16 protein-coding genes are annotated in these 21,629 nt (G+C 60.3%); 8 read left to right on the top strand and 8 right to left on the bottom strand.

Features of this window, described 5'->3' with window-relative positions; all coding sequences use genetic code 11:
* Nucleotides 1-37: 37 nt before the first annotated feature.
* From AC1DFU_RS22910 to AC1DFU_RS22930, 5 genes are read right to left on the bottom strand one after another with little or no spacing between them, the layout of a single operon-like run.
* Entirely contained in the window at nucleotides 38-904 is an 867-nt protein-coding gene (locus AC1DFU_RS22910) for an SIR2 family protein (RefSeq protein ID WP_477159809.1), read from the bottom strand.
* A 12-nt stretch (nucleotides 905-916) separates the two neighbouring features.
* The gene (locus AC1DFU_RS22915) at nucleotides 917-1,957 is read right to left on the bottom strand and encodes a GmrSD restriction endonuclease domain-containing protein (protein ID WP_477159808.1); all 1,041 of its coding nucleotides are present in this window, start codon (nucleotides 1,955-1,957) and stop codon (nucleotides 917-919) included.
* A gap of 43 nt (nucleotides 1,958-2,000) precedes the next feature.
* Nucleotides 2,001-7,403, bottom strand: coding sequence for an FtsK/SpoIIIE domain-containing protein (locus AC1DFU_RS22920; protein WP_477159807.1), 5,403 nt, complete (start codon nucleotides 7,401-7,403; stop codon nucleotides 2,001-2,003).
* A complete protein-coding gene (locus AC1DFU_RS22925; protein WP_477159806.1) occupies nucleotides 7,397-8,950 on the bottom strand; it encodes a hypothetical protein in 1,554 nt (517 codons plus the stop codon). Before AC1DFU_RS22925 ends, AC1DFU_RS22920 begins: the two co-directional genes overlap by 7 nt.
* Complete coding sequence (locus AC1DFU_RS22930) at nucleotides 8,947-10,854, bottom strand: hypothetical protein (RefSeq protein WP_477159805.1); 1,908 nt, start codon at nucleotides 10,852-10,854, stop codon at nucleotides 8,947-8,949. The genes AC1DFU_RS22925 and AC1DFU_RS22930 overlap by 4 nt, the downstream gene beginning before the upstream one ends.
* Before the next feature lie 1,232 nt (nucleotides 10,855-12,086).
* Between AC1DFU_RS22930 and AC1DFU_RS22935 the strand changes: the two genes are divergently transcribed.
* From AC1DFU_RS22935 to AC1DFU_RS22950, 4 genes are all read left to right on the top strand, one after another.
* A complete protein-coding gene (locus tag AC1DFU_RS22935; RefSeq protein WP_477159804.1) occupies nucleotides 12,087-13,052 on the top strand; it encodes a DUF932 domain-containing protein in 966 nt (321 codons plus the stop codon).
* 72 nt (nucleotides 13,053-13,124) lie between these two features.
* Nucleotides 13,125-13,970 (top strand): lambda-exonuclease family protein, encoded by an 846-nt coding sequence (locus tag AC1DFU_RS22940; protein ID WP_477159803.1) that lies wholly within the window; start codon nucleotides 13,125-13,127, stop codon nucleotides 13,968-13,970.
* Nucleotides 13,970-14,938: a hypothetical protein gene (locus AC1DFU_RS22945; protein WP_477159816.1), complete on the top strand. Its 969-nt coding sequence runs from the start codon at nucleotides 13,970-13,972 to the stop codon at nucleotides 14,936-14,938. The genes AC1DFU_RS22940 and AC1DFU_RS22945 overlap by 1 nt, the downstream gene beginning before the upstream one ends.
* A 103-nt stretch (nucleotides 14,939-15,041) precedes the next feature.
* Nucleotides 15,042-15,344: a hypothetical protein gene (locus AC1DFU_RS22950; RefSeq protein WP_477159802.1), complete on the top strand. Its 303-nt coding sequence runs from the start codon at nucleotides 15,042-15,044 to the stop codon at nucleotides 15,342-15,344.
* 22 nt (nucleotides 15,345-15,366) lie between these two features.
* On the opposite strand, the gene AC1DFU_RS22955 is transcribed toward AC1DFU_RS22950, so the two are convergent.
* Nucleotides 15,367-15,714 (bottom strand): helix-turn-helix domain-containing protein, encoded by a 348-nt coding sequence (locus AC1DFU_RS22955; protein ID WP_477159801.1) that lies wholly within the window; start codon nucleotides 15,712-15,714, stop codon nucleotides 15,367-15,369.
* Between the two features lie 161 nt (nucleotides 15,715-15,875).
* Here AC1DFU_RS22955 and AC1DFU_RS22960 point away from each other — a divergent pair, with 161 nt between their 5' ends.
* The 3 genes from AC1DFU_RS22960 (at nucleotide 15,876) to AC1DFU_RS22970 (ending at nucleotide 18,618) form a co-directional block, all read left to right on the top strand.
* Nucleotides 15,876-17,735: a hypothetical protein gene (locus AC1DFU_RS22960; RefSeq protein WP_477159800.1), complete on the top strand. Its 1,860-nt coding sequence runs from the start codon at nucleotides 15,876-15,878 to the stop codon at nucleotides 17,733-17,735.
* Between the two features lie 116 nt (nucleotides 17,736-17,851).
* Nucleotides 17,852-18,220: a hypothetical protein gene (locus AC1DFU_RS22965; protein ID WP_477159799.1), complete on the top strand. Its 369-nt coding sequence runs from the start codon at nucleotides 17,852-17,854 to the stop codon at nucleotides 18,218-18,220.
* Between the two features lie 38 nt (nucleotides 18,221-18,258).
* The gene (locus tag AC1DFU_RS22970) at nucleotides 18,259-18,618 is read left to right on the top strand and encodes a hypothetical protein (RefSeq protein ID WP_477159798.1); all 360 of its coding nucleotides are present in this window, start codon (nucleotides 18,259-18,261) and stop codon (nucleotides 18,616-18,618) included.
* A 311-nt stretch (nucleotides 18,619-18,929) separates the two neighbouring features.
* Here AC1DFU_RS22970 and AC1DFU_RS22975 read toward each other — a convergent pair whose 3' ends face one another.
* Complete coding sequence (locus tag AC1DFU_RS22975; RefSeq protein WP_477159797.1) at nucleotides 18,930-19,535, bottom strand: hypothetical protein; 606 nt, start codon at nucleotides 19,533-19,535, stop codon at nucleotides 18,930-18,932.
* A 169-nt stretch (nucleotides 19,536-19,704) separates the two neighbouring features.
* Here AC1DFU_RS22975 and AC1DFU_RS22980 point away from each other — a divergent pair, with 169 nt between their 5' ends.
* Nucleotides 19,705-20,022 carry a hypothetical protein gene (locus AC1DFU_RS22980; RefSeq protein WP_477159796.1) on the top strand — a complete coding sequence of 106 codons (318 nt, stop codon included), beginning with the start codon at nucleotides 19,705-19,707 and terminating at the stop codon, nucleotides 20,020-20,022.
* 308 nt (nucleotides 20,023-20,330) lie between these two features.
* On the opposite strand, the gene AC1DFU_RS22985 is transcribed toward AC1DFU_RS22980, so the two are convergent.
* On the bottom strand, nucleotides 20,331-21,503 hold the full coding sequence (locus AC1DFU_RS22985; RefSeq protein WP_477159795.1) for a hypothetical protein: 1,173 nt from the start codon (nucleotides 21,501-21,503) through the stop codon (nucleotides 20,331-20,333).
* Between the last annotated feature and the right edge of the window lie 126 nt (nucleotides 21,504-21,629).

Below are 21,629 nucleotides of genomic sequence, written 5' to 3' on the forward strand. Positions count from 1 at the left end.
GCGCGAGGCCAATCGAAGGGTAGCTCAAATTGCTTCCCTAACCCGCAGCAGCAGGAGGGGTGCCAAGCTCCCGGAGGAATTCAGTAAGCTCGGCATAGTTGTCTTGTTTACTGACGGTTATCAATTGGATTTTGAAATCCTTGAACCAACGATTCTGTTCAACCCGAGTCACATCCTCCGCTGCCATCAAGGCGTAGTGGGTAGGCCCTGCATTAGGCGAGAAAGAGTCCGCGATGTAGCTCAGCAACAAGGAAATCTCTGGATCGGTCATTGAAGCACCAACAAAGATAAACGTGAACATCGTGAACATGGCGGAGAGCAAGCTCTGATACGCTCGCTGTCCGAACAGTAAATTCCGATAGTCCACGTCCGTCAAGACGATTTGGTTGCCTAGCTTTGTCGCATCCCCATGCGCTTTGAGAATAAAAAATTCGCGCCTCGACAATCTGCGCTGAACCTCACCCGCATCAGTAAATGAACATACGGAAACGTCGTCATTGCGTTTCCGGAAAGCGCGCTCGAGCAAGGTGTCGTAGTTTGTCGTCAGAACAAACTGGAGCTTGTCAAGAGCGACCAAGGCCTCATGCAGGGGCGTGGGCGCTGGCTTGGGCGTTATAAACGTCTCTTCAATAAACTGGTCGAAATGGCCTCGGAGGTCATCCTTGAGTCCCGACGCCACCATCAAAAATTTTTCAGTCCGAGTCGCCAGCGCGCGATATTCCGCCTCCTGTTCTGCAGTGATCACCCTATGTGAAACAGCAGAGTCAATCATCTTGGTGAGCAATTCTCCCCAAAGAGGCAACCCTGCTCCCTTCGAAGCACCGGCACCCACCAGCACAGCGCAACGTCCAGAACCATAAGCTTGCCGAAGCGCCTCAGGGATTTTCGTTGGATCAAAAGCCATATCGAAACTCCATTAGAGGCAATAAGCTCGAAGCGAAGTGTTCCGAGTCTTCAAGTTGATGTGGGTCGCCCCTTGGGCGCGGAAAGCCATGATGTAGTCATACAAGGCCTTGTTGAGGCGGACCTGTTTGGTGCTGCCGCTCGCCTGCAACAAGTCCTCGGGCTTGCCTGTGTAATTTCTGCGCAATTTATCGAACTCAGCGAAGCTTTCGGCCAAGTCGTCAGCGTTGACCTCAAGCCCAGCGGTTTGCTGTTGGATTATTAACCAGATCAAATCCACAAATAGCCACTTCTGAGTGACACGACGCGTCAATTGTGCATCCACCTCAGCAAGAACGGTTAACGCTTCATTCACCGCCGATGAAATGGCTAATAACTCTGGCCCTTGGTCTGGGCCAAATTCAAGGATCATTTTTCTGAGGTCTGGCGCCTTGATGTTCCTCTGACCTTTGTATGCAGCCATCGCGAATACGTGGGCTACGTAGTCCTGGCGCTTGTATCGTATGTTCGGAATCTTGGTCGACTCAAAGAAAGCATGGCCAGTTGCAATCGAGTCAATGATGTGGCGAGCCGGAGCCAACATCGCATTACGAAGCTCTGCAGGGTTCAATGCGACGCCAAGCTGCAATCGAGCGAAGAGATTTGTTATCTCATCGTTATCGGCTGACGTAATCTCAGCAACGCTAACCTGAAAAGCATCGAATTTATCGCGCAAGCTCTTGTGGAGCTGGGAAAACTTGAGCCCATGAATTGGATGGCCACCAATCACTGGCAGCGGATCCGGATGGTGGAGGGAGAAGTCTCCGGCTCTGAACTCCCAGATGGCGCGAATCCGCTGCTGCCCATCAACTGCGTCGTGCTTGTGAACCCCGTTGACAGGCAACTTACGCAAGTAAACCTTTGGTATATCCATCCCGCGAAGGATGGAGTCAATCAGAAGGATTTTCCTTGGATCTTTCCATGCAGCGCCCCGCTGCCAGGTCGGATTCAGATTGACGCTTGGGCGAGCCGATACCAATTTTGAGATCGGCCAGTTGTGCTGCTTGATTTTCATGTCTCTCCCTAACCTTTACCCTTAACTTAACCAAGTCGGTTTATCAAAGCTCGTTGTCTCGTCCGATCGCCGCCACAGCGGCCTCGATGTCCTGGTCCGATAGGAATGGCGCTTGCGCAAAAACCAGGCCTTGCTCACCGTTGAGCTTGGCGGCCAGGTGGCCGCGGCCCAGCAGCAGCTCGGCTCCGGGCCTGTCGAGCGCAATCTTGGAAGTGGCCTCGCTCGAGACCTTCAAAATGAGCCGGTTACCCAAGTTCTCGCGAAGCTGCATGGGCATTACATCCTTGTCGGGGCGCTGCGCCGCGAAGATCAGATGGATGCCAGCTGCGCGGGCTTTTACACCAAGACGTTGGACGGCCGCACCCACCGCAGCTCTGTACGCGTCGTCAAGCATCCAGTCGGCGAACTCGTCGTGGACCAAGAAGACCATGGGTAGGCGCTCTTCCATCGAGACTTTTGCGTTGTAGGTCGGCAGATCGCGTGCTCTGGCTTTGGCGAAAGCTCGGTAGCGGTCCTCCATCTCCTGGACCAGCGCCTCGAGAACTTCGGCGGCTTTTTCCTTGGTCGTGACGATCTCATCGCGCATGTGCGGCAAGTCCGCCAAGGGCGCGTAGTCCACGCCCATCTTGGGATCGATCAAGATGATCTGAGCCAGATACTTCGGATTAGTAGCGGCGATGTCCAATAGCAGGGCTTGAATGAGCACAGACTTGCCGCTGCCGGTCGCGCCGGCCACGAGCGAATGCGGCTCATGCGAGGAGAGCCCACCGAACTCCGTGCCGAGGTTCAGATACAGCAACGCGCCGTTGATCTCTTGGAGCCCCAAGAGGAATGACGTGTTGATGCCGGCGACGTTGCGATTGAGCTCGCGACGAGACCAGAGCTCCCACAGCGAGACCGCCTGCCGCTTGGCCCCGGCGACCGTCACCACGATCTCGCCTGGCTTTGGCTGAACCGTGACAAGGTTGATCGCATGCGTGGTCAGCAGCTGGGTGCGCTTGTTCTCGATGTCCTCCACGCGCAGCCGGTCGGAGCCGGCCAGACGCACGAGGCAGCCGTTGGGGGTCAGGCGCGTGCCCAGGATCGCGGCCTGGAGACCGTAGCTGTTGAGTGCAGCTTTGAGCTTCTTGGTCACGTCCTGAGCCCACTCCTCACGCTCGGCATCAGCCTGGGAGCCGCCCGCGAATTTCGATGCGACGAGCTCAGAGAGCGACGCGCCGAGATTGGCCGGCGCAGAAGAAGCCGGGCGCATGACCGAAGCTGTCGCTGGTGCGTCCGCTTGGGCCGGACTTTGCGCCGCAGGCTCGGGCGCCGGCACGCTGGATTGAACCGACATCGGAGCATCGACCAGCGCGGCGGTTTCCTCAACGAAAGCCTCGACGGCTCCGCTGGCGAGCTGCCCCATGGCAGAGAGCCATGGCACACGCGGCGCGGGCTTCTTGAAACCATGGCCTGCCCACGGCTGCTGAGCGCCTAGGCCAGCGCGCGCCTCGTTGCTGCCCATGCCCTTGGCGTAGGCCTCGGCGAGCTTTCGAAGGTCGGGCCGGTCGAAGACTTCCTGCCAGGCTTGGACGCCGTCGGTGTCCTCGAGCAGCTCTTGATCGGACGCCGAGATCGACCCTGCGTCGGCGGTGTGAACATAGACCTGCGAATAGCCACGGAGGGAGATCTCCACGTCTCCCTCGCGAAGCTTCGCTCGAGCCCGCTCCATGAGGCCGGTCATGCCGGGAGGAATGTCCGCGTCGATCAGCATGTCCGCCAGGCGAGCGAGCCACACATCGCGATCGAGCCGGCCCGGATCGCCAAAGAGTGCCTCGCGAAACATGCCCAACGTCGCCAGGAGCTGGTCCTTGGAGTCGCGGCGGGCTTTGGCCAGACCATCAGCGCCGACGTATTTCGATTCTACGATCGAAATGACGACGCGAACGCCCTCCTCCCGCTCCTCCACATTGAGCGCGAGGATGTCGGCGATTCGACTCTCCGGCTGAGAAAGCCAGCTCGCGTAGTCGTCGAGAAGGAAATAGGCAGTCAAGACCTGGCCCCCGCCCGCGGAGGCCTTGAATTCCTCAGCGAGCAAGTGGCGGCTGAGCACCAGACCGATCATTTCTCCTGCAGAGACGCCGCGTTTAGCCGCCCGCAGCACGATGTCGCCAGAGATGGAGAGCGCATCCCGTTTGGCCGTGTCCGCAGCGGTCTGGATCTCTTCGGGGCCAAGCTGAAGGTTCAGTTCCTGCAATCGCCGACGCACAAGCACGCCCAGCAGCCGCAGCTCGGATGTCGAGCTCACGATCATGTTGCGGCCGTTGGTAGACCCGCGGCGATAGCGAACAACGGTGATGTCGTTGTGCTGCAGCTGCCGCTTATCCAGCAGCTCGTCGTAGGTGGCGACCCATTCGGCAAGCTCGTGAGCGTCCTTGATCATCCCGGCCAGGGCCGCGCTTTGCAGCGAGATACGCCGCGCCGGCAGGAATCGTGCGTCGGGCAACGCGTCGGTCTGCCGGCAAACGGCGGCCACTGCGGACACATAGGCCCAGCCGGACGCCGTCTGCCATGGACAGGCCAGGAACGTGGTCGATTTGAGCTCGTTCTCGCCCGAGACACTGCGATAGGACCAACGCGAGGGGGCGTGCTCCAGGTTAGGCCGATCGTTAGTCCAGGGAACCGGCAGCCACTCCAACTGAGCCGCGCGCGCGACCACATCGTGCAGAAAGGCCACATCGAAGGCTTTGAAGCCCTGCGCGCTCTCCCTGGGCGTGGCTGAAATAGGCGTCACCGAGATGCGAAGCTTCGAGATAAAGTTGTCGCTGGTCTCGCTGACTACAGGCAGATCCGGATCGTCACCAGCCTTGTTGACCAGTTCGCCATAGACGCTACGAAGCTTCGCCGGGTCCGAGTGGCGCACCGACACGCTGCATTGGAGCTTGCCATCTTCCTGGATCGACGAGAGCTCTCGCACCGCCGCCAGCGGTAGCTCGGCCGCGTCGGCATTGTAGAGCACGACGCTGAGGTTCGAGGCCTCGTGCGGCTGCAACCCTACGTAGCGCTCCAAGAGCTCGCGCGCTTGCTTAGCGGCGGCGGCCGGATCGACATCGGTCATAGTGTCCCGGGCGTCACGCGTGGGCGACTCCAAGAGGCTGTAGCCGTTGACGGTGCTGCTCTCTGAGACCAGCGTCGGCGCGCCGGCCCGGTTGAGGACGGCGATCTCCGGATAGAACGGGTGCGCGATCTCGTCGGAGAGCTCGCGCATGAAGATTTCGCGATCCCCGTAGAGGATGCTTCCACTCGAGAGCAAGTGGGTGGCAAATCCCGCCACGCGCCGTGACTTCACCGCTAGCGCCTTCATCCGCTCAGGGTGCCAAGGCGGGATGATCAGGGCTGGGTTGTCGCCGGCCACGCGGGCCGTGCCCACTGTGAGGATCTCGGAGAGCAGGCGCGAGCGGCACACGTCGCCGCGGGCGTGGGCCATCAGGACGTTCATCAGCGCGCCAAAGGACTCGGCCTGGCGCATGACCGCCTCGCCGTGAAGGCCCGTCGAAACGAAGTCCTCCATCGCCTTGATGTAGTCCTGCTCGAACTTGTCCCAGGCGACTTTGACCTCGTCGCGCTGATGTGCTGTCAGCCGGCCCTCGTCGGCAAGATCCTTGATGCGAGTCTTGATGTCGTGGCGCAGGCTGCGGAGCCTGTTGGCCGCGGGCACAAGAGATCCCGCGTCAGTCGAGTAGGTGGCCTCCAAAGTGCCAGTGTCGAGCAGCGAGACGTTCTGCACACCGCCCTTCTTGCTCACCAGGCGACGGGGGACCTCCGTGCAGCCGACCGCGCCCTTCTCCAAGAGCCGGCGCATGTCCGCCACCATCGACAGCCCAATCGACGTGGGCTTGTAGCTCCACAGAAGCTGGGTCTTGGCTAGGACCGTCTCCTTGCCCGCGCCAACCTGCACCAAGGCCACATCGAACTTAATCTGCAGGGCCACGCGCGAGAGCGAGGAGTTGGGCCGGATCTTGTTCTTCTTGTCGTTGCGCAGCTCCTTCTCCTTAGCGAAGAAGGCCTCGTAGTCGAAAAGCGGATCGGGCAGGTTCGCATTACCGAGGCGCTCCACTTTCCAGTCCGCCTTGGAGCCCATCAGCTCCTTCAAGCCGCGATACATTGCGGAGAAGTAGCTTCCGGCGTCGTAGTTGAAGCGCTCGCGCCACTCTTTGCGTCCCTTGGCAACCGTAAAGCGCAGGATTCGTTCCCCCTCGGGATCGCGAAGGCCCGCGTGTAGGCTATTCACCACGCGAGCGAAACCGTCGAAGAAGTCGTTGCACTCGATGGGCTTGCCATACAGGGCCTTCTCCCAGCGGGCGCAGAGCTTGGCGTCTTGCTCGAGCAGCCGGCGATGCCGGACGAAAAACTCCTCGTCCTCCTCATTGAAGTCGGAGCGGCGCTCGCGTGACTTCAAATCCTCCAACAGCTTGCGATCCTCGGCGCCGAGCGAGTTCTCCTGGTCGCAGTCATGGTCGAAGAAGCGGATAGTCGAGTCAGCCAAGCCGAGCTGCTTTTCCTTAGGCTTGTCGAATGCGAGGTAGACGCCCTCGCCTTCCCACTCGAACTGCGCCAACTCTGAAGCCGCCTCTTGGTCGCCCGCCGGAGCGGCGGCGAAGGCCTCCAGGGCCAGGCGCGCACCTTCCGCGATGTCGGCGGCATTGGCCTCGATGCGCTCGGAGAGCTCCTCCGGGTCGAGCGTTTGGCCGTTCTGTCGAAGCTTTTTGAGCAGAGGCGCGCGCTGAGCGAAGAGCTTGGCGAAAGCCTTCAGCCAGGGCGTGCGCGTCGCCGCGAAGGTCTTAGAGTTGGAGAAGAAGGAACTGTCGCGAGGCAATCCTGCGCGTGGCATAGCGAAGCCCACCGCGTCGCGGATGGGGAGGCCGCGAACCGACATGGCTTCGACGATGTCTGAGCAGAACTCGCCGAGCTGGACGAGAGACAGCTCCGACGACGCGAGCAGGCCGCCCAGAGCCGCATGGAACACCGCTCGGTCGTCAGCCACGGGCGAGAGCCCACCAGCATGCAGCGCGGCCTCTACCCACGGCTCGGGATTGGCCCGCATCTCCTTGGCGCCGATGGCCATGACATGCCCCAGCGTGTCGGCCAGGTTGTGCTCGTTGCCATTGGCCGTCAGGATAGCCGCTTTGGAGGTCACTGCGTTGTTGCGGACGTAGCCGGCGTTGTGGGTGCTCAGAATCTCCGCCGGCAGGCCTTGGCCAGCGACCAACGCCTCAGGGATCATCAGATCCACCCGAGCAAGCAAATCCGGATTGGCGAGGATCGCCCGCGCGACGGCCGCGATCTGATTGGCCGAGAGCTTGTCCAATCGGAAGAGCGCCGCCGAGTCGCCTGGCTGGTCGGGATTAGAAATGCGCTTGGCGAGAAGATCCGCGCCGACGCGCCCGATGATGCGATCGGTCAGCATGCAGTCTCTCCCTTGAACGCGAACGGGTTTTCAACGAACGAGCAGGAGTCGGAGAGTCTTCTCACCAGCCCCAGCCCGACGAGCCGGGCTTCGAGGTTGTCCCGGTTCTCGCTGAGCTCCTCTTGGTCGACGAGCTTCGCGTCGACCAGGCGCGCGCCTTCGGCGTCGCCAAGCACCAGGCCATAGCGCTTCTTGGCCTCGGCCAGGAACTCGTCGAATTGCATACGGTCGTCAACAATCGCCACCACGAGGGATTTCAGCAGCCGGTCATTGGGCGCGTAGCGGGTGCGCCGGGAGAGCCTACGGGAGCTCAGGCCGATCGCGCGCGACCAGGATGCATGAATCTTTCCGACGTGCTGCTCGTGGCGCGCGAGGGCGAGTTCGGCCAGGTCGCCGACCAGGGCATCCGGACTCTTGCCCGTGTAGTCTTCGTCGCCGCCGCCGTCTATCGACGGCCACTGAAAGCGCTCGCGCATGAGCTTGACGCGCTCGGCGTCGGGGAAGTCGTTGGAGGCGGCCTCGGCCCAGGCCCCGTCCTTCCGAATCGATTCCACGTGGGCGCGCACCGCCTTGGCGGGAAGCCCCTGGTTGAACTGGTAGTTATCGCCAGAGAGCGCGCGGACCTTCGTGCGCTCCTTCGAGACGATCTCGCAAACTATCTCGACGGGATCGTCGTCGCCCGAGACCCGCTTCGCGCGCTCGAGGAAGTAGAGCAGCATGTTGAGGCCCGAGATGGTGATCAGATGCTCCAAGGCGTCGTAGATCGGCATGTCCTTGGCCAGGATCGATAACCAGTCTTCGCAGATTTGATCGAAGCGCTCGTTGGCAACCTCAGGCAAGTAGCCCGATTGACGCGAATCGTCCGCCCGCTGCGGCGCGCCTTGCAGAACTCGGGCCAGCCGGTTCATGGGAGCTTCGCGATCGAACAGGCGCTCGGCCAAGATGTCCCCGAGCTCCGCGCCGCGCTTAGCCCGCGTGAGCATCATGTAGAGCAGCTCGCCGCTGCGCGCAAAAAAACGCCGGTCGTTGCTCATCTTGCCGCGCGAGTCGATCTCCAAGTCCTCATAGAGGGCGTCCGGGCCGAAGGGGAAAACGAACTTGGAGCTCCAACGCTTGTTGCTGCGGGACTCGAACGAGGAGGAGCGCAGCAACTCAATGGCCTTGGCGAAGTCATCGAAGCTCGAGAACGAACGACGCAGATAGCCCATGTCGTCATCCCCGTTGCCCGTCTTACCTTGGTCGAACTTCTCGAACCACTGGCGCCACTTCTCCTCGTCGGCCTGGGCGCTGTCGGCAATGGATTCGACGTAGGGATTGTTGAATAGAAGCCCGCGTAGGCGTATTTGCCGCTGCGGCTGGAATTTGAAGGCACCGCCCAGGCCCTCGTGCGGGCGGAGCGGCTTCTCCAGGTTGGAACCCAGTGCGCCGAGAAATTCCAGCACTGTCAAATGCGGAAGCTGCTCGTCATAGAGGCGGTGCCCCCAGATGTTTTCGTCGACGCAGAAGTCGACGCTCTTGATCTCGGGGCGCTTGTAGATCTCGTTCATGCAGACGCTCTCACGATCACGGGATGGGAAGAGCCGCGGCCCATGGGATCGATGTCGATGAAGTTCAAAGTCACCACGGCGGCCTCGCCTACAGTCTCATCGTCGTCGCCAGCAAACTTCATCTTGCGGACGCTCTCGGCCTTGCGCAGCAGCTTGGCTTTGAACGCAAGCAGGTCTTCAAGGCACTCATTGGAGAAGCTCGCGGGCAAAGCCCCATCGGCCACGCGCGAAAGGAACTCGTGGCGGATCGGCGTGAGGTCGAAGGACACCGAGTTGCCAGGGCTGGGAGAGAGCGACACGTCAAGCTGCGGGCGCCCCGTCACTTCGTCAAGCTTGATGGCCATGCCGACGCCGCCCTGCCGGCGGGAGGGCGTATCGTGTTCGCAAAGCACGCTCACGCGGCTTTGGGTGAAGCCGCCGGAGCTGGCGATGAAGATGCGGTCGACGTTCTCCAATAGTAGGCCTGTCAGCACCCGATTGAGCCCTTTGGCGATACGCCCACGAACAGTCTCGCTCACGGGCTGCTTGTCTTTGAGCGATTCAATGACTTCTAAGTAGTCGCCTGCAAAACGGAAGGCTGTCATCGACCAGCGGGGGTAGCCCGCCTCGGCCTCGGGCAGCGTGAAGTAGAGACGACGACGCTGCGCCTCGAGCATCTCCAAGAACTCTGAATAGCCGCCTTCCAAGCGAGCATCCTCATGCCCTTCCAGATAGGCATCCTGAGCTGCCCGGAAGTCAGCCGTCGCGCCGTAGACCGCATCGCTGGCGACCAAGCGCTCGAAGTCAGGCTGCAGCCGCGAGTCGTCCTTGCCGTAGACCAACAGGCCATCGGCAGAGTTGGTCGTCTCCTCGCCCACGCCGAAACTCGCCATGGCCTTGAACACAGGGCGAACAGAGGCCCTGCGCTTGGGCAGGTTAGCGCCGAAGGCGTTGGCGTAGATGCTCGCTTTGCCAATGTGGCCGGCCTGCTGGATCCTGGGCACGTCGGCACAAGTCATGAGGTTCTCCTTGGCCTCCTTGGCGTCGGAGTAGCCGAGGATCATGTTCGAGCACAAAGCCAACAGGTCGCGGACGGGGAGATGCAGTCTATTGAGGCGGGCGATCTCGACAAGATCGCCCAACCGGCGCGCGAGCTGGCCTCCATCGGAATCGCCGAGCAAGCGGCGGCGATTCTCCTCGATCGGACAAATTTTGCCGCCGGCATTTAGTGAGCAGCGCTTACAGTTATCCCATTCCTGGTGGCCCGCCACCGCCTTGGCGATTTCATCGAGTGTCTTGCGACTTGTCGTGCGGCTGAGGTCGAATACAGCCAAGCGATCAGGTGCGGCTCCGGCCTGCAGGAAGCTTTCCTGGAGCGGCTTTCGAAGCGGATGAGCGCGCCCCTGACGTTTTCCCAGATCGCGCAGGCGATCGAGGAGCTGGCCGTGGTTGGCCGCCAGGATCACGACCTCCGAGTCGTCGCCTCCAAGGACCGACTTCTCTAGGCGCTGCAGTGGCAGGTCGCTCTCCTCACCGTTGAATTCCGAGAGATCCTTAATGAAAACCGCCATGCGGCCATCTGCCAGGGGGTGCTCTTTCAAGTTGCCCTTTGCCGCCCAATGCTTGGGATCGCCGCCGATGCGGGTCCACAGCGCGCGGCAATGGTAGGTTTTTCCATCGCCCGCCGTGCCAACGATCAGGAGCGAGCCCGGAACCTTGGACTCAATGTGCTGAACCATAGCTTCGAGCAGCGGCGTGGAAAGACTTATCGGGTGGACCTTCGCCCGCCCTAGCGCGCTGGAGACATACTCGTCGAACATCGTGAGGTTGTTCGGCGTCGGGCCATAACTTCGCAAAAAACGAACCCATGCACTGCTCGGCAGAGTTCCGCTATCGCTTTCGCTTTGCTGCAGCGTGTTTTTCATGTTGTTTTCCCCTCGAGCGTTAATCTCCATGCCGACAGACCTTGCCCTTCTCACAAATTCTATTTGGGTGTGGCGCTAAGAGCTGACATTGTATGCCGAGCCGGTCAGGCATTTCGTTTCGCTTTTCTGAGCCCAATCTTTACTAGTGTTCGACACAAGGGAAGTAGCAATTTTTCGACCTGATTAAGCAAACAGCTTGCAACTCGCGCAAATGAAAATCGGTTTCTGTCGATGACTTATATCACCCGCAACCCTTATAGCAGGCCAGAATGAGGGGAGGTCTTGACTCGCCCTTCTTATTATGATAGCCACACCAACTGAACGGGTTGAGCTTTGCGGATACGTCCGGTTACCCGACAAGGCATGTCAGCCGCGCAAGCAGCTCACTTTGGAAGCGAGCGACTGGCCCAGCCAATCACGTATGTCGAATGGCCGCAATCCTAGGGTACTACAGCGCTGATTCAAGATATTTTCAAACACATATCACGCCATGGGGAGCAGTGGAATGCCACCTCTCCCGTCCATCATTTGTTCCCATGGAGCCATCGTGATACCCAACAACTCTCCCCTCGAATATTTGCTCGCATTCACGCTGACCTTCTTGATCGGCGCACTCTGGGGCCACTTTCGTTACGACAACCGTAACGCTGCCAGCAAGGAGCGGGCAGCATGATGACAACTTGTCCACATTGCCAGTCGTCGCAAGTCGTGACCCGTAACCACGCACGCAAAGTTGGCGGCACTCTCGGAGCCATCGCGGGCGCCTGCAGCGGCTTTGCCGCTGCCATGAAAGGCGCTCGTATCGGCGGCACACTCGGCGGCCGAATCGGACTCATCGGCGGTCTTCCTGGCGCCGCCCTGGGGACGGTAGCCGGCGCCATCCTCGGAGGCGTTCTAGGCGGAACTGCCGGCTGCTCGGCTGGCGCAACCTTGGGCGAGCTGATCGATGAGAAAGTCCTGCACAACTACCGCTGCCCGGACTGCAAACACACGTTCGGGCAGGCGTCGGCAGGGTTTCGCCCCCCCCGGCGACCGCCCTCGGACAACACAGCTTCGCATGCGTACGGAATTGATCCATTCGATCTGAGCGAAGACGACGAGCCGTTTTCGCTGCCTCACGCCTGACAGTGTAGTAGGCGCAGCCTCAGAGCCGCTTCTGCACAGCCACCCACCCTCTCATCCGCCCGGCACCTGCCGGGCTTTATGCACTTGTCTTCCCAAAGGAGCAATTCATGCATCTCGTCCAATCGATGGCCTACGTCAACGAAACCCCGTGGCACGGCCTCGGCAACCAACTTGCCTCCAACCAGCCGCTCGAAGTCTGGGCACGCCAAGCCGGCATGAACTGGACCATCGAATCATCCGAAGTGCGCTTCGTGTCCGGCAACGCTGGCCTGGGCGCAATCCATGCATTTCCCGACCAACGCGTGCTGTACCGTTCTGACACCAAAGCGCCACTGTCGGTTGTCTCCAGCCGCTACCAGGTGGTGCAGCCCTCCGAAGTGCTGGAGTTCTACCGCGATCTGACCGAAGTGGGCGGCTTCGCGCTGGAAACCGCTGGCGTCCTCAAAGATGGCAAGAAGCTGTGGGCCCTCGCCAAGACCGGCCAGTCAGGGCTTCTCAAAGGCCGCGACAAGGTGGAAGGCTACCTGCTGCTCGCCACCGCGTGCGACGGCACCCTGGCGACCACGGCGCAGTTCACGTCTGTCCGCGTGGTCTGCAACAACACACTGCAGATCGCACTTGGTAATGGCACCGGCGCCGTCAAGGTGCCGCACCGCAGCCAGTTCGACGCGCAGGCCGTCAAGCGCCAACTGGGCATCGCGGTCTCTTCCTGGGACGCGTTCATGGTCCGCACCAAGGCGCTCGCGGAGCGCAAAGTCAGTAACGCAGCCGCCGAAGCCTTCTTCCGGCGCGTGCTCACTTACCCTGCCACGAACAACGGCGACCGCGAGGGGGCCATCGTCAACGAGCGGGCAATCAAGGCCGTGGGCGCGCTTTATTCCGGGCGCGGTAAAGGCGCCGACTTGCCGTCCGCAGCGGGGACGGCATGGGGGCTGGTCAACAGCATCACCGAGTATGTCGACCACCACCGCCGCGCCCGCAGCGACGATCACCGGCGCGATGCAGCCTGGTTCGGCCAAGGCGCACAACTCAAGCAGAAGGCTTGGGACGACGCGCTGAAGCTTGTCCTTTGAGTGCGCTCCCCCGTATGCATCTTCCACGACCCGGCAGCCTGCACTGCCGGGTTTCGTTTTTCTGGAGGTTCCATGAATGTCCCGCTACCCAACCCGGCACATAAGCGCCAAGCCGCACTGCGGCTCGTCAAAACAACAGAACTGAACCGCGACGACTGGCTGGCAGTCCGCAGAACTGGCATCGGTGGATCGGATGCCGCTGCGGCGGTCGGCCTCAATCCCTACAAGAGCCAACTGGAACTCTGGCTGGAGAAGACCGGTCGGGATGCCGAGCTACCGAAACCCGATCCCAACGACACCCAGGAACCAGTCTATTGGGGAACGTTGCTGGAGCCAATCGTGGCGGCAGCGTACACCCAGCAAACCGGGCGACGCGTTCGCAAGGTCAATGCCGTGCTGCGACATCCGACTGTGAACGCGATTGTGGGGGACGAGGATGAACTGGGCAGCTTTATCTTCAGGACCACCTCCTACAACAGCATCCGAGCGCTCGCGGCGCGACTGCACTATTTCAGCGCCGTGTCCGGGAACCTCCTAGCATGCCTGCCACTGGAGCTCAAATTGCGTGGGAAATCAACGACTCAAAGTTACCGGTCGGCCATCTACTACGTCGACCTGGGCGTTCGATCTGGCAGTACGCTGGAGGAGACCCTGACCCAGGCGCGAGAACTCGACGGGCGTCGCAAGGCCTCCGGCTTCGACCAAACGGCCCTGGATGCAGCGGCCCGGCTTGGCTTTGCGAATGGCGCCTTCGAGGATAGCCCCGACGAGGCGACGGCCATCGCGGATGAGTTCTATCCTGACGCCTCCGAACGTGCGCCTGAGCCGGACGAGCAGGAACAGGCTGACGCAGGGTTGCCCACGTTGCACGACAAGCTCGACCGCAAGGCGGCGCAACTACGGGGAGCGGCGGCATGATCGGCCCGTCCCGCTGGGTGGTGCCGCTGGCGATCGGGGCGACGGCCACGGCGGTCTGCCTGTCAGTGCTGGCCAGTTGGCAGCGGGGCGGGGCACTGGCAGAGCGGGTGGTGTGGGTGGCGACGGGTCTCGTGCTGGTTTTGAGCGCGCACCTGCTGCCCGCCCTGCTCCGGGAGGCTCGGCCGGCCGTTCGCGGTGTAGTGGCCGTCTTGTGGCTCGCCTGCATGGTCACTGCCTGCTACGGCCACCTGACATTCTTCCTGCTGGCGCAGTTGCGTGCGGGAGAGCAGAGGGTGGCATCAGTCGCCGCGCCAGCTCCTCCACGTGAGCGCAATCTCACGGCGGTGATGACGGAACGGGCGACAGTCACGGCGCAGTTGGCGAGAGCCAATGCCCGCGGCTGCCAACACGACTGTGGGTCGCTGGAAGCGCGTCGCGTGACGCTTGCCGCCAAGCTTGACGCGCTGAATGCCGAAGCCGACGAAGTCAGGCGTCATCAGGCGATAGACGACCGTGCTACCGCTCGGCGTGACGCCCTGGCGACCGACCCGGTCACGGCGCGACTGGCCGCGCTGCTCGGCACGACTGGCGAACGCATCGATCTGCTGTCGGGACTGGCTTTTGCGTCAGTCCTGGAAGGCGTCGCCTGCCTGCTGTGGACGGTCGGGCTGCGGTCGCGTCCGCCGGCTTCCGATCCTGTTCCACGGCCAGCTCGTATCAACCGGAGTCGCGCATCAACGCCGGTGGATCACGAGGTCGTCACGAATAGTCGTCGTCCGGAAACACCGCCAGTGTCATCGTTGGTTGGCATGACGTCCGCCGATGCCGACGTGACGTGGCTCGCCCAGGACATCGCTGCGGGGCTCGTGCGACCGACCGTTGCCGACATTCGCCGGCACCTCAGTTGCTCCCAGGCCCGCGCGACAGCGCTGCGCCGACAAGTCGCCGCCATCCGCCCGACGGCATAAACCGCGCATCCCGGCCGGCGGCCTCTCACTTCCTTTCTATTCGACGCGCCCGCATCCGGACTCTCCGGAGGTCTGCGCACGTCCCCTTCATCTGGAGAACATCATGACGAATTCCCATGTGCCCGCGGCGAGTGCACCGCGTTTCCGGCTTGGCCGCCTCGTGGCGACTCCTGGCGCGCTGGCTGCGCTCCGACACGCGGAATCTCACCCCATTGCCTTGCTGGTGCGCCACATGCGTGGCGACTGGGGCGAATTGGACGACGAGGACCGCGCGCAGAACGAAATGTCCCTGATCACGGGGATGCGGCTGCTGTCCAGCTACACCCTGGACACTGGTACGAAACTCTGGGTAATCACCGAGGCGGACCGTTCGGTCACGACCATTCTGTTGCCGGATGAGTATTGAAGGAAGGCGGTGACGGGCAGCTTCAGCGCCGGGCGAGCCGCGTCGCCAGCTTCTCGACCATCTCCACCAGCATGCCACGGTCGCCACTGCTGACTTTGGATAGCAGGCGGGTGAGATGGTGGGCCTGGTCGCTGGCGCGATTGCTTGCTTCCGTCAGGAAATCTGCCATTTCGCACTGAAAGATGTCGGCCAGCTCGGCAAGTCGGCCGATCGTCGGCATCACAACGCCCCGCTCCATGCGGGATACCGCCTCGTTGCCAATCCCCAACTGTTCCGCAACCTGCTCCTGCGTGAGCTTGACGGCGTCGCGCTGCCTGGCGATCGCCCGTCCTACCACGCCTGCAAGCTGGTCCATGTCCGTTTTGCGCATGCCCTCTCCAGATCCACCTGAATGGTTGGGCATCGTCTTTCTGACATGAAGTGCTTTTAGGGTTGAATTTCAACCCAAAAGGTCGTTAATCTTGCTGATGGCTTGCCGGCAGGGAACCATCCGGCTTCCTTGATCAATTCCTTAAAACGAAGAAAATCACAATGGATTCAAATACTTGCAAAGAAACGGAGCGGCGCAACGGCGCAAACCGTGTGGCCCGAAACTCGACTTCGAAGAGCCCTGCCTTGAAAGCAGGCATCTTCAGTGCCGCACTTCTGGTCTTGAGCGGCTGCGGCGGGGGTGGTGACGGTTCGACAGCTTCGAATGGCAATCCCCCCTCGCCTCCCCAGCAACCCACCGCGGCTAGCATTACTGGCAAGGCAATTGATGGATATCTCGTCAATGCCAAGGTCTGCTTTGATGACGGTAAGGGTGGATGCGATCCGTCGCTACCGGTGACGACGACCGCCGCCGATGGCAGCTACAGTCTCAGCGCACCAGACAATGTCGTGGGCAGGCAGATCAATGTCATCGTGACGCCGGAGACGAAGGATCTGTCCAATCCCGGCGTGCCATTCAGCTCAACCTTTACGCTCTCGGCGATCGTCTCGGGCAACGCGCAGAACATCACCCCCCTCACAACGCTGATGGTCTCGCAGATCAAAGCCGGCAAGACCAGCGACGAGGCATTGCAGTCGGTGCGCAGCCTGACGGGTTCCGCATCCATCGATCCCGCGGCTGACTTCATCGCCTCGGGTGACAAGGGCACGGCCGCGACCGCGGCAAGCATGGTCAGCCGGCTGACGGCTCTCGGCGGCCAGGGCGCGATTTCCTGGGCACAGGTCCAGGCCACGATGAATGCGTACGCCGCGAAGGGGAATATCGGGGGCGTCCAGCAGACCGATGTGAACGCGCAGCTCGCGAGCTCCGCTCTCAGCACCGAAGTGGATGCGACGATCGCCCTCTCCAGCCCGCTCTACACGGTCAATGGCGATCTCATGCAATTCATCCTCGGCACCACCCCGGATGGAACGCTCTCGCCGGTGCGGGAGAAGTTTGCGCTCAACGGTTCCCTGCTTTCGGTCGTACAGGAATCGCAAAGCAATGGGCTCTGGTCGCCGGTATCGGCCGTTGGCAGCTACGACAGCTTCTTCAGCGGGTCGTGGATTTCCCAGAACGGTGGCGCGGGTGCGTACGAGATGAAGGCGGATGGCTCCTGGACGGCATGGCTGCCGGCGGCCTCGATGCACCCGTCCTACGCCCTGACCTCGGTCGGCGCCAAGCTCGCAGGCACGGATCCCAACACGGAAAACCCGGTAACCGTGTCATACCGCACGATCGACGTAGGAGGCAATCCGCTCTCGAGCAGCCTGCACATCGATTACCGGAATCCGGTGCGTGGCTCCATGGCCGGTACGTTCGCCGCTGGCACCACCGCCTACCTTGCCAGCATGAAATACGCAAACGACCGGCTGATGCTGGCGAGCCAGGGGATCGGCTTGCCATGGATCAACGGCGACATCGTCAACTCGCCGGTGTTCGTCAACGGATCTGCTCTGTACACCCTGGGCGATCCGGCCCAGACGTACACCTCGGTCCAGGAAGCGGTTGGCACGCAGACGGATATTGGCGGTGGCTGCGTACTGCTCAACATCAAAGCCAATGGCCTGGTCGAGCTGGACAAGAGCAACAAGCCGGGTTGCAACTACGCCAATAACCCCCTCTCCTTCCCCGTGACAGGCAGCTGGAGCACATACCCGCGTAATCCGCAGGTACTGACGATCAGCCTGCCGAAGTCGGTCGGCGCCGCAAACGTGCCCATCAACGATCGCATCAAGAATGCCGTGCTTTCCGGTGGCTCGCTGGTTGTCGGTCTGATGGATGGCAAGCTCATGACGGGTTATCTGCAACCGGCAAGTCAGCCAACGACGTACATGCAATTCCGAGCAGATGCAACGGATGTCGTCGCGGCGTCGATGCGTGAAGCTGCTATCCGGATCGGTCAACGACAAAACCCCTGATCGCAGCAGGCCGGCGCTCAGGTTCGGGCTGGTCCGGACCAGTTGGCGCTGGCCGCCGGGACTCTCGGGTCCCTCTCAAATTTCCTTCTGAAACATCTCTACACAGGACACGATTCATGCGTGCTTATTTTCTCGCCGCCATTCTTGCTCTCGCGAGCTCCGGCGCTTTCGCAGTCAACACCTGCGACACCATGCCCTCCAAGACTCAGCGGGAATCCTGCTGGTCGACATTGATCGGCAACTACCAGGCGGAGGCCGACGAGTACAACAACGCGGTTCAGGATTCAAAGAAAGTGCCGGCAGATGTGAAGCGCAGCGTGCAATTCAAGCGCCAGGCCATCTCGAAAGATGCTGAGAAGCAATGCCGCAAGGACGAGCTGGGTTACCCGGAAAACAACTGCTACATCGGTGTGATCGAGAAGTTCAAGGATTTCGCCTACAAGGAAACGTCGAAGTTTGGCGTGCCTGACATGCGCCTGGACTAAACAGAAGTCCGGCAGACCTCCATCTTCAGGAATCGATCATGCGCAAGATCCTTGCAGCCATAGCCATCCTCGCAATCTCCACGTTCGCAACCCTTGCGCACGCTCAGTTCCGTGCGAGCGATGTGTGCAAAATGAAACGCAGCCAGTTCGAGCGGGATCAGTGCCCCGAGTACGGCCTCAGAGGCAGCCTCATGCGGGTGAAAGGCAATACTCAGCGACTACTGGATTCAAGCCGCGTCCCCGAATCAGAAAAGGAGAGCATCAGCAAGTCTCACGCGAAGTGGGTCAACCAGTTCGAGAACAAGTGCTCGGACAACGAGTGCCACTACGACATGAGTAGTGCTCGTAACAACGAGATTGAAAAGGTGATGGCGAAGTACAACATCGCACCGATGTAAGCCATCGCGCGTCGAGGAGAGCGGGCGTTACGCCCGCTCTCCTCATAATGCCGCTCGTATTTTTTTGCATGCGAACGCCAATACAGGACAATGGCGGCCCGACAGCCGGGCAATGACTATCGCATGATGTCCATTGAGGCGTATCGCGCGCAATTTCGCGTCGACGACAGTTAGGATATCTCGCGAATGGATCAGTTGCTGCCAGCACGAGGAATCGGCGAACTGTGGCAATTTTCGAGCGTAGCTTGCCAGCCGATCACTGCCCGACACGAGATTGGGCGCAGTCGCGCATCAAACGGACGGAAAAGGACTTAGCCCAGTTGGTCCAGCTGGCGAAGCAATTCCTTGACGTTCTCCCATTGCCCGACTGCGTCGTATTGCTGTCGAGCAATTTCTTTGCGGCACTTGCGGGCAGCCGTTTCGCTCTTGAGCAGATTCGAAGCTGCGAGGTAGCTGAAGAACTCGGGACCGATGCCTCGTTCCGTGCTGGTGTCAGGCATCGCCCCGTCCTTGTCCTCCGGCACCTTGGGCCTGACACCCCCCTTCAGGAGCCCGTCCTGCATGCGCCTTGCGTGGCTCACCTGGGCGTTCAGCAGGCTCGCGAGTTGGAGCACCAAGTCGAGTTGCCGCTGGACAGCTTCTTGATAGCGCCCAAGGCGCTCATGCGCGTCCTTCGCAAGGTCATCCGCTGATCTCACGAAAAGGCTAGTCACACTATCGTTGAGGGCGAACTCCATTGGGCTGACCGCTGGCAGGTGCTCTTGCAGGGACTCGATCACAACGGAATTCAGCGTACTCCGCGTCTTATAGGCCACATACCTGAGAGAGTCCTCCAAGTCTTGAGGCAATCGGATCTGGATTGGCTTCGGCCTCGCTTCTGAATTCATATTCTTGAAAATTTGTTGAATTGATGTCACGATGTCATCTTACAGCACCATTCCTAGTTTAGACATCAAACAATCAACCAGATGAGGAGCATTCAGAAGTAAGTCCCGTTTCGGCAGTAAATCTGTAGCCGCAGGTCAACACTCTGATTCGGACCTCCCGGCCCGGACACTTTTCTTGCTACGGCATGTTGGAGATCCCATGTCCCAGTTCCACAACAACAACCTGTTGCACAATCTTCGCGTCGGCGTGCGCATGGTACGGGAAGGTATGCACCCGGACGTCGCGTCTTTGGCTCTCGCCAAGGAAGGCATCGACGCTCCTCCGCCGCTGCTCGAGGCCGCAGCACGGCCTGGGGTGCTCGATAGCATGGGCGCAAAGGCGTACACGCACGCTCGGACAGATCAGCAGATCGCCGCTAACAAAAGCATGAGAACGCACCTTGCGCCGATGCAGGCGCAACTCGAGGCGAAAGAAGCTGATGTCATTGCGCGTTTAGGCGACGATGTCGACGACTGACACTCGGCGCGACTGAGGCTCTGATGGCGATGAGCGTCAGCGAACCAACCGACACAAGGGAGACTGCCGACCTCCCTTGTTTTCGTTCGCTCGTCTTCAACTGTGGTTCCGAAGTCAACCTTTACACCTCTCGAGGTGAGCTATGCACTGCGATGACTGTGCCAGCCACTAAAATTTCTTTTGCGTCTCGATAGCTCGCCAACGCGGGGAAAAGCGAATAGCCGCCATTGAAACCACAGGATTCGCGAACCTGTGAATATCACCTGCTGGCCGAGAATCTACGGAAGCGGCATTCCGTACCTAAACTGTCAACTCTCCTGCCCCGTCTCCCGGCCGACGGCCATCGTCAGCACCCGCGAGTTCGCCGTAGGTTTGATGTGAATGGACTGCTCTTTCTCGCGAGCGAAATAGTTGACGAGATAGTGCGTGAGCCGCTTCACCCGATGCTCGTCAGCGCCGGTCAATAGACCCAGCACCCATCGCCCCTGACGCTCCAGCTTTTGACGGTACACCGGGTCGTGACAGTTGAAGACGAAGCCCCGTCCGTCGGTCACGCGTATCCAACGCTGGGAGAGAACATTGATCACCGCATTCGTCGTGAGGCTTGCTGGCCGCTTCGCGTTGACGAAGAAGCAGCAATGAAAGTGATACGCGCCATCCGGCCCGCGCTCCATCTTGATAATGTAGCCGCGTATGTACTGAAGAACCTGCCTGTCTCGACCTCGGTAGAAATTGGCAAGGAACCGCTTCCGATCCTGCATCGCGACACCAGGGTCAATCCTCGCGCGTGACTCTGGGTGTGCGGACGCATAGGCGGCTTGCGCTGGCACGTGCGCCCACTGACCACTATCGTCGACGATCCATTGATAGTACGGCATGGCATCGCCTAGCGAGAAGACGCTCTCGTAGAATTGAAAATCTAACCGGATCGGCTCCACCCCTTCACCACCGCCGAGCAGTTCCGGTACGTACTCGCCAATCGCCGCAGCATGGCTACTTTCCGTCTCGCCCTTCCACTTGCGCATTCGCTGCACCGTGTTCTGCTCTCGTGCCCGGGTACGGAGCATCTGCACGAAGTCGTTGAACACCTCGGCTTCAAGCATCGGAACTGCAGGAAGAGAAGCGTTTGGATCAGTAAATGCGCAATAGCGCAGCCACGAATGCTGCTGCAAACAGACAGGAAAGAGATTCAAGAGCGGACTGTAAGCATAACCCGGCATCACAACGCTCATCAAATCTCGCATTACATAAAAATAATAATCCAGCGAATAAGAATCACGAAAAACGACCATTGCAGGCACGGCGTATTTGACCGCACCTGTATGGTGAATATGAAATGGCAATTGCTCTGTAGAGAGAGTTATCCTCAAGAACTGAAGAAGTTCATCGGCAACCACTCTATGGTCACCAATCTCCCAAAATCGGGGGCTAGCAGCCCCCGCCACCTTGCCATCTACGGTAACCAGCTCTTTCGATCTCATGAATCCACCTTTGAAGTAGCTTTACGTCTTCAGGTGATTCATCATCAATGTAATAAACAACCCGTATCAGTAGATTATTTATCAGACCAATGAGGTATTTTGATGGCAGCATGCATGAGATAGAAA

Source organism: Cupriavidus sp. 10L45 (assembly GCF_056395225.1).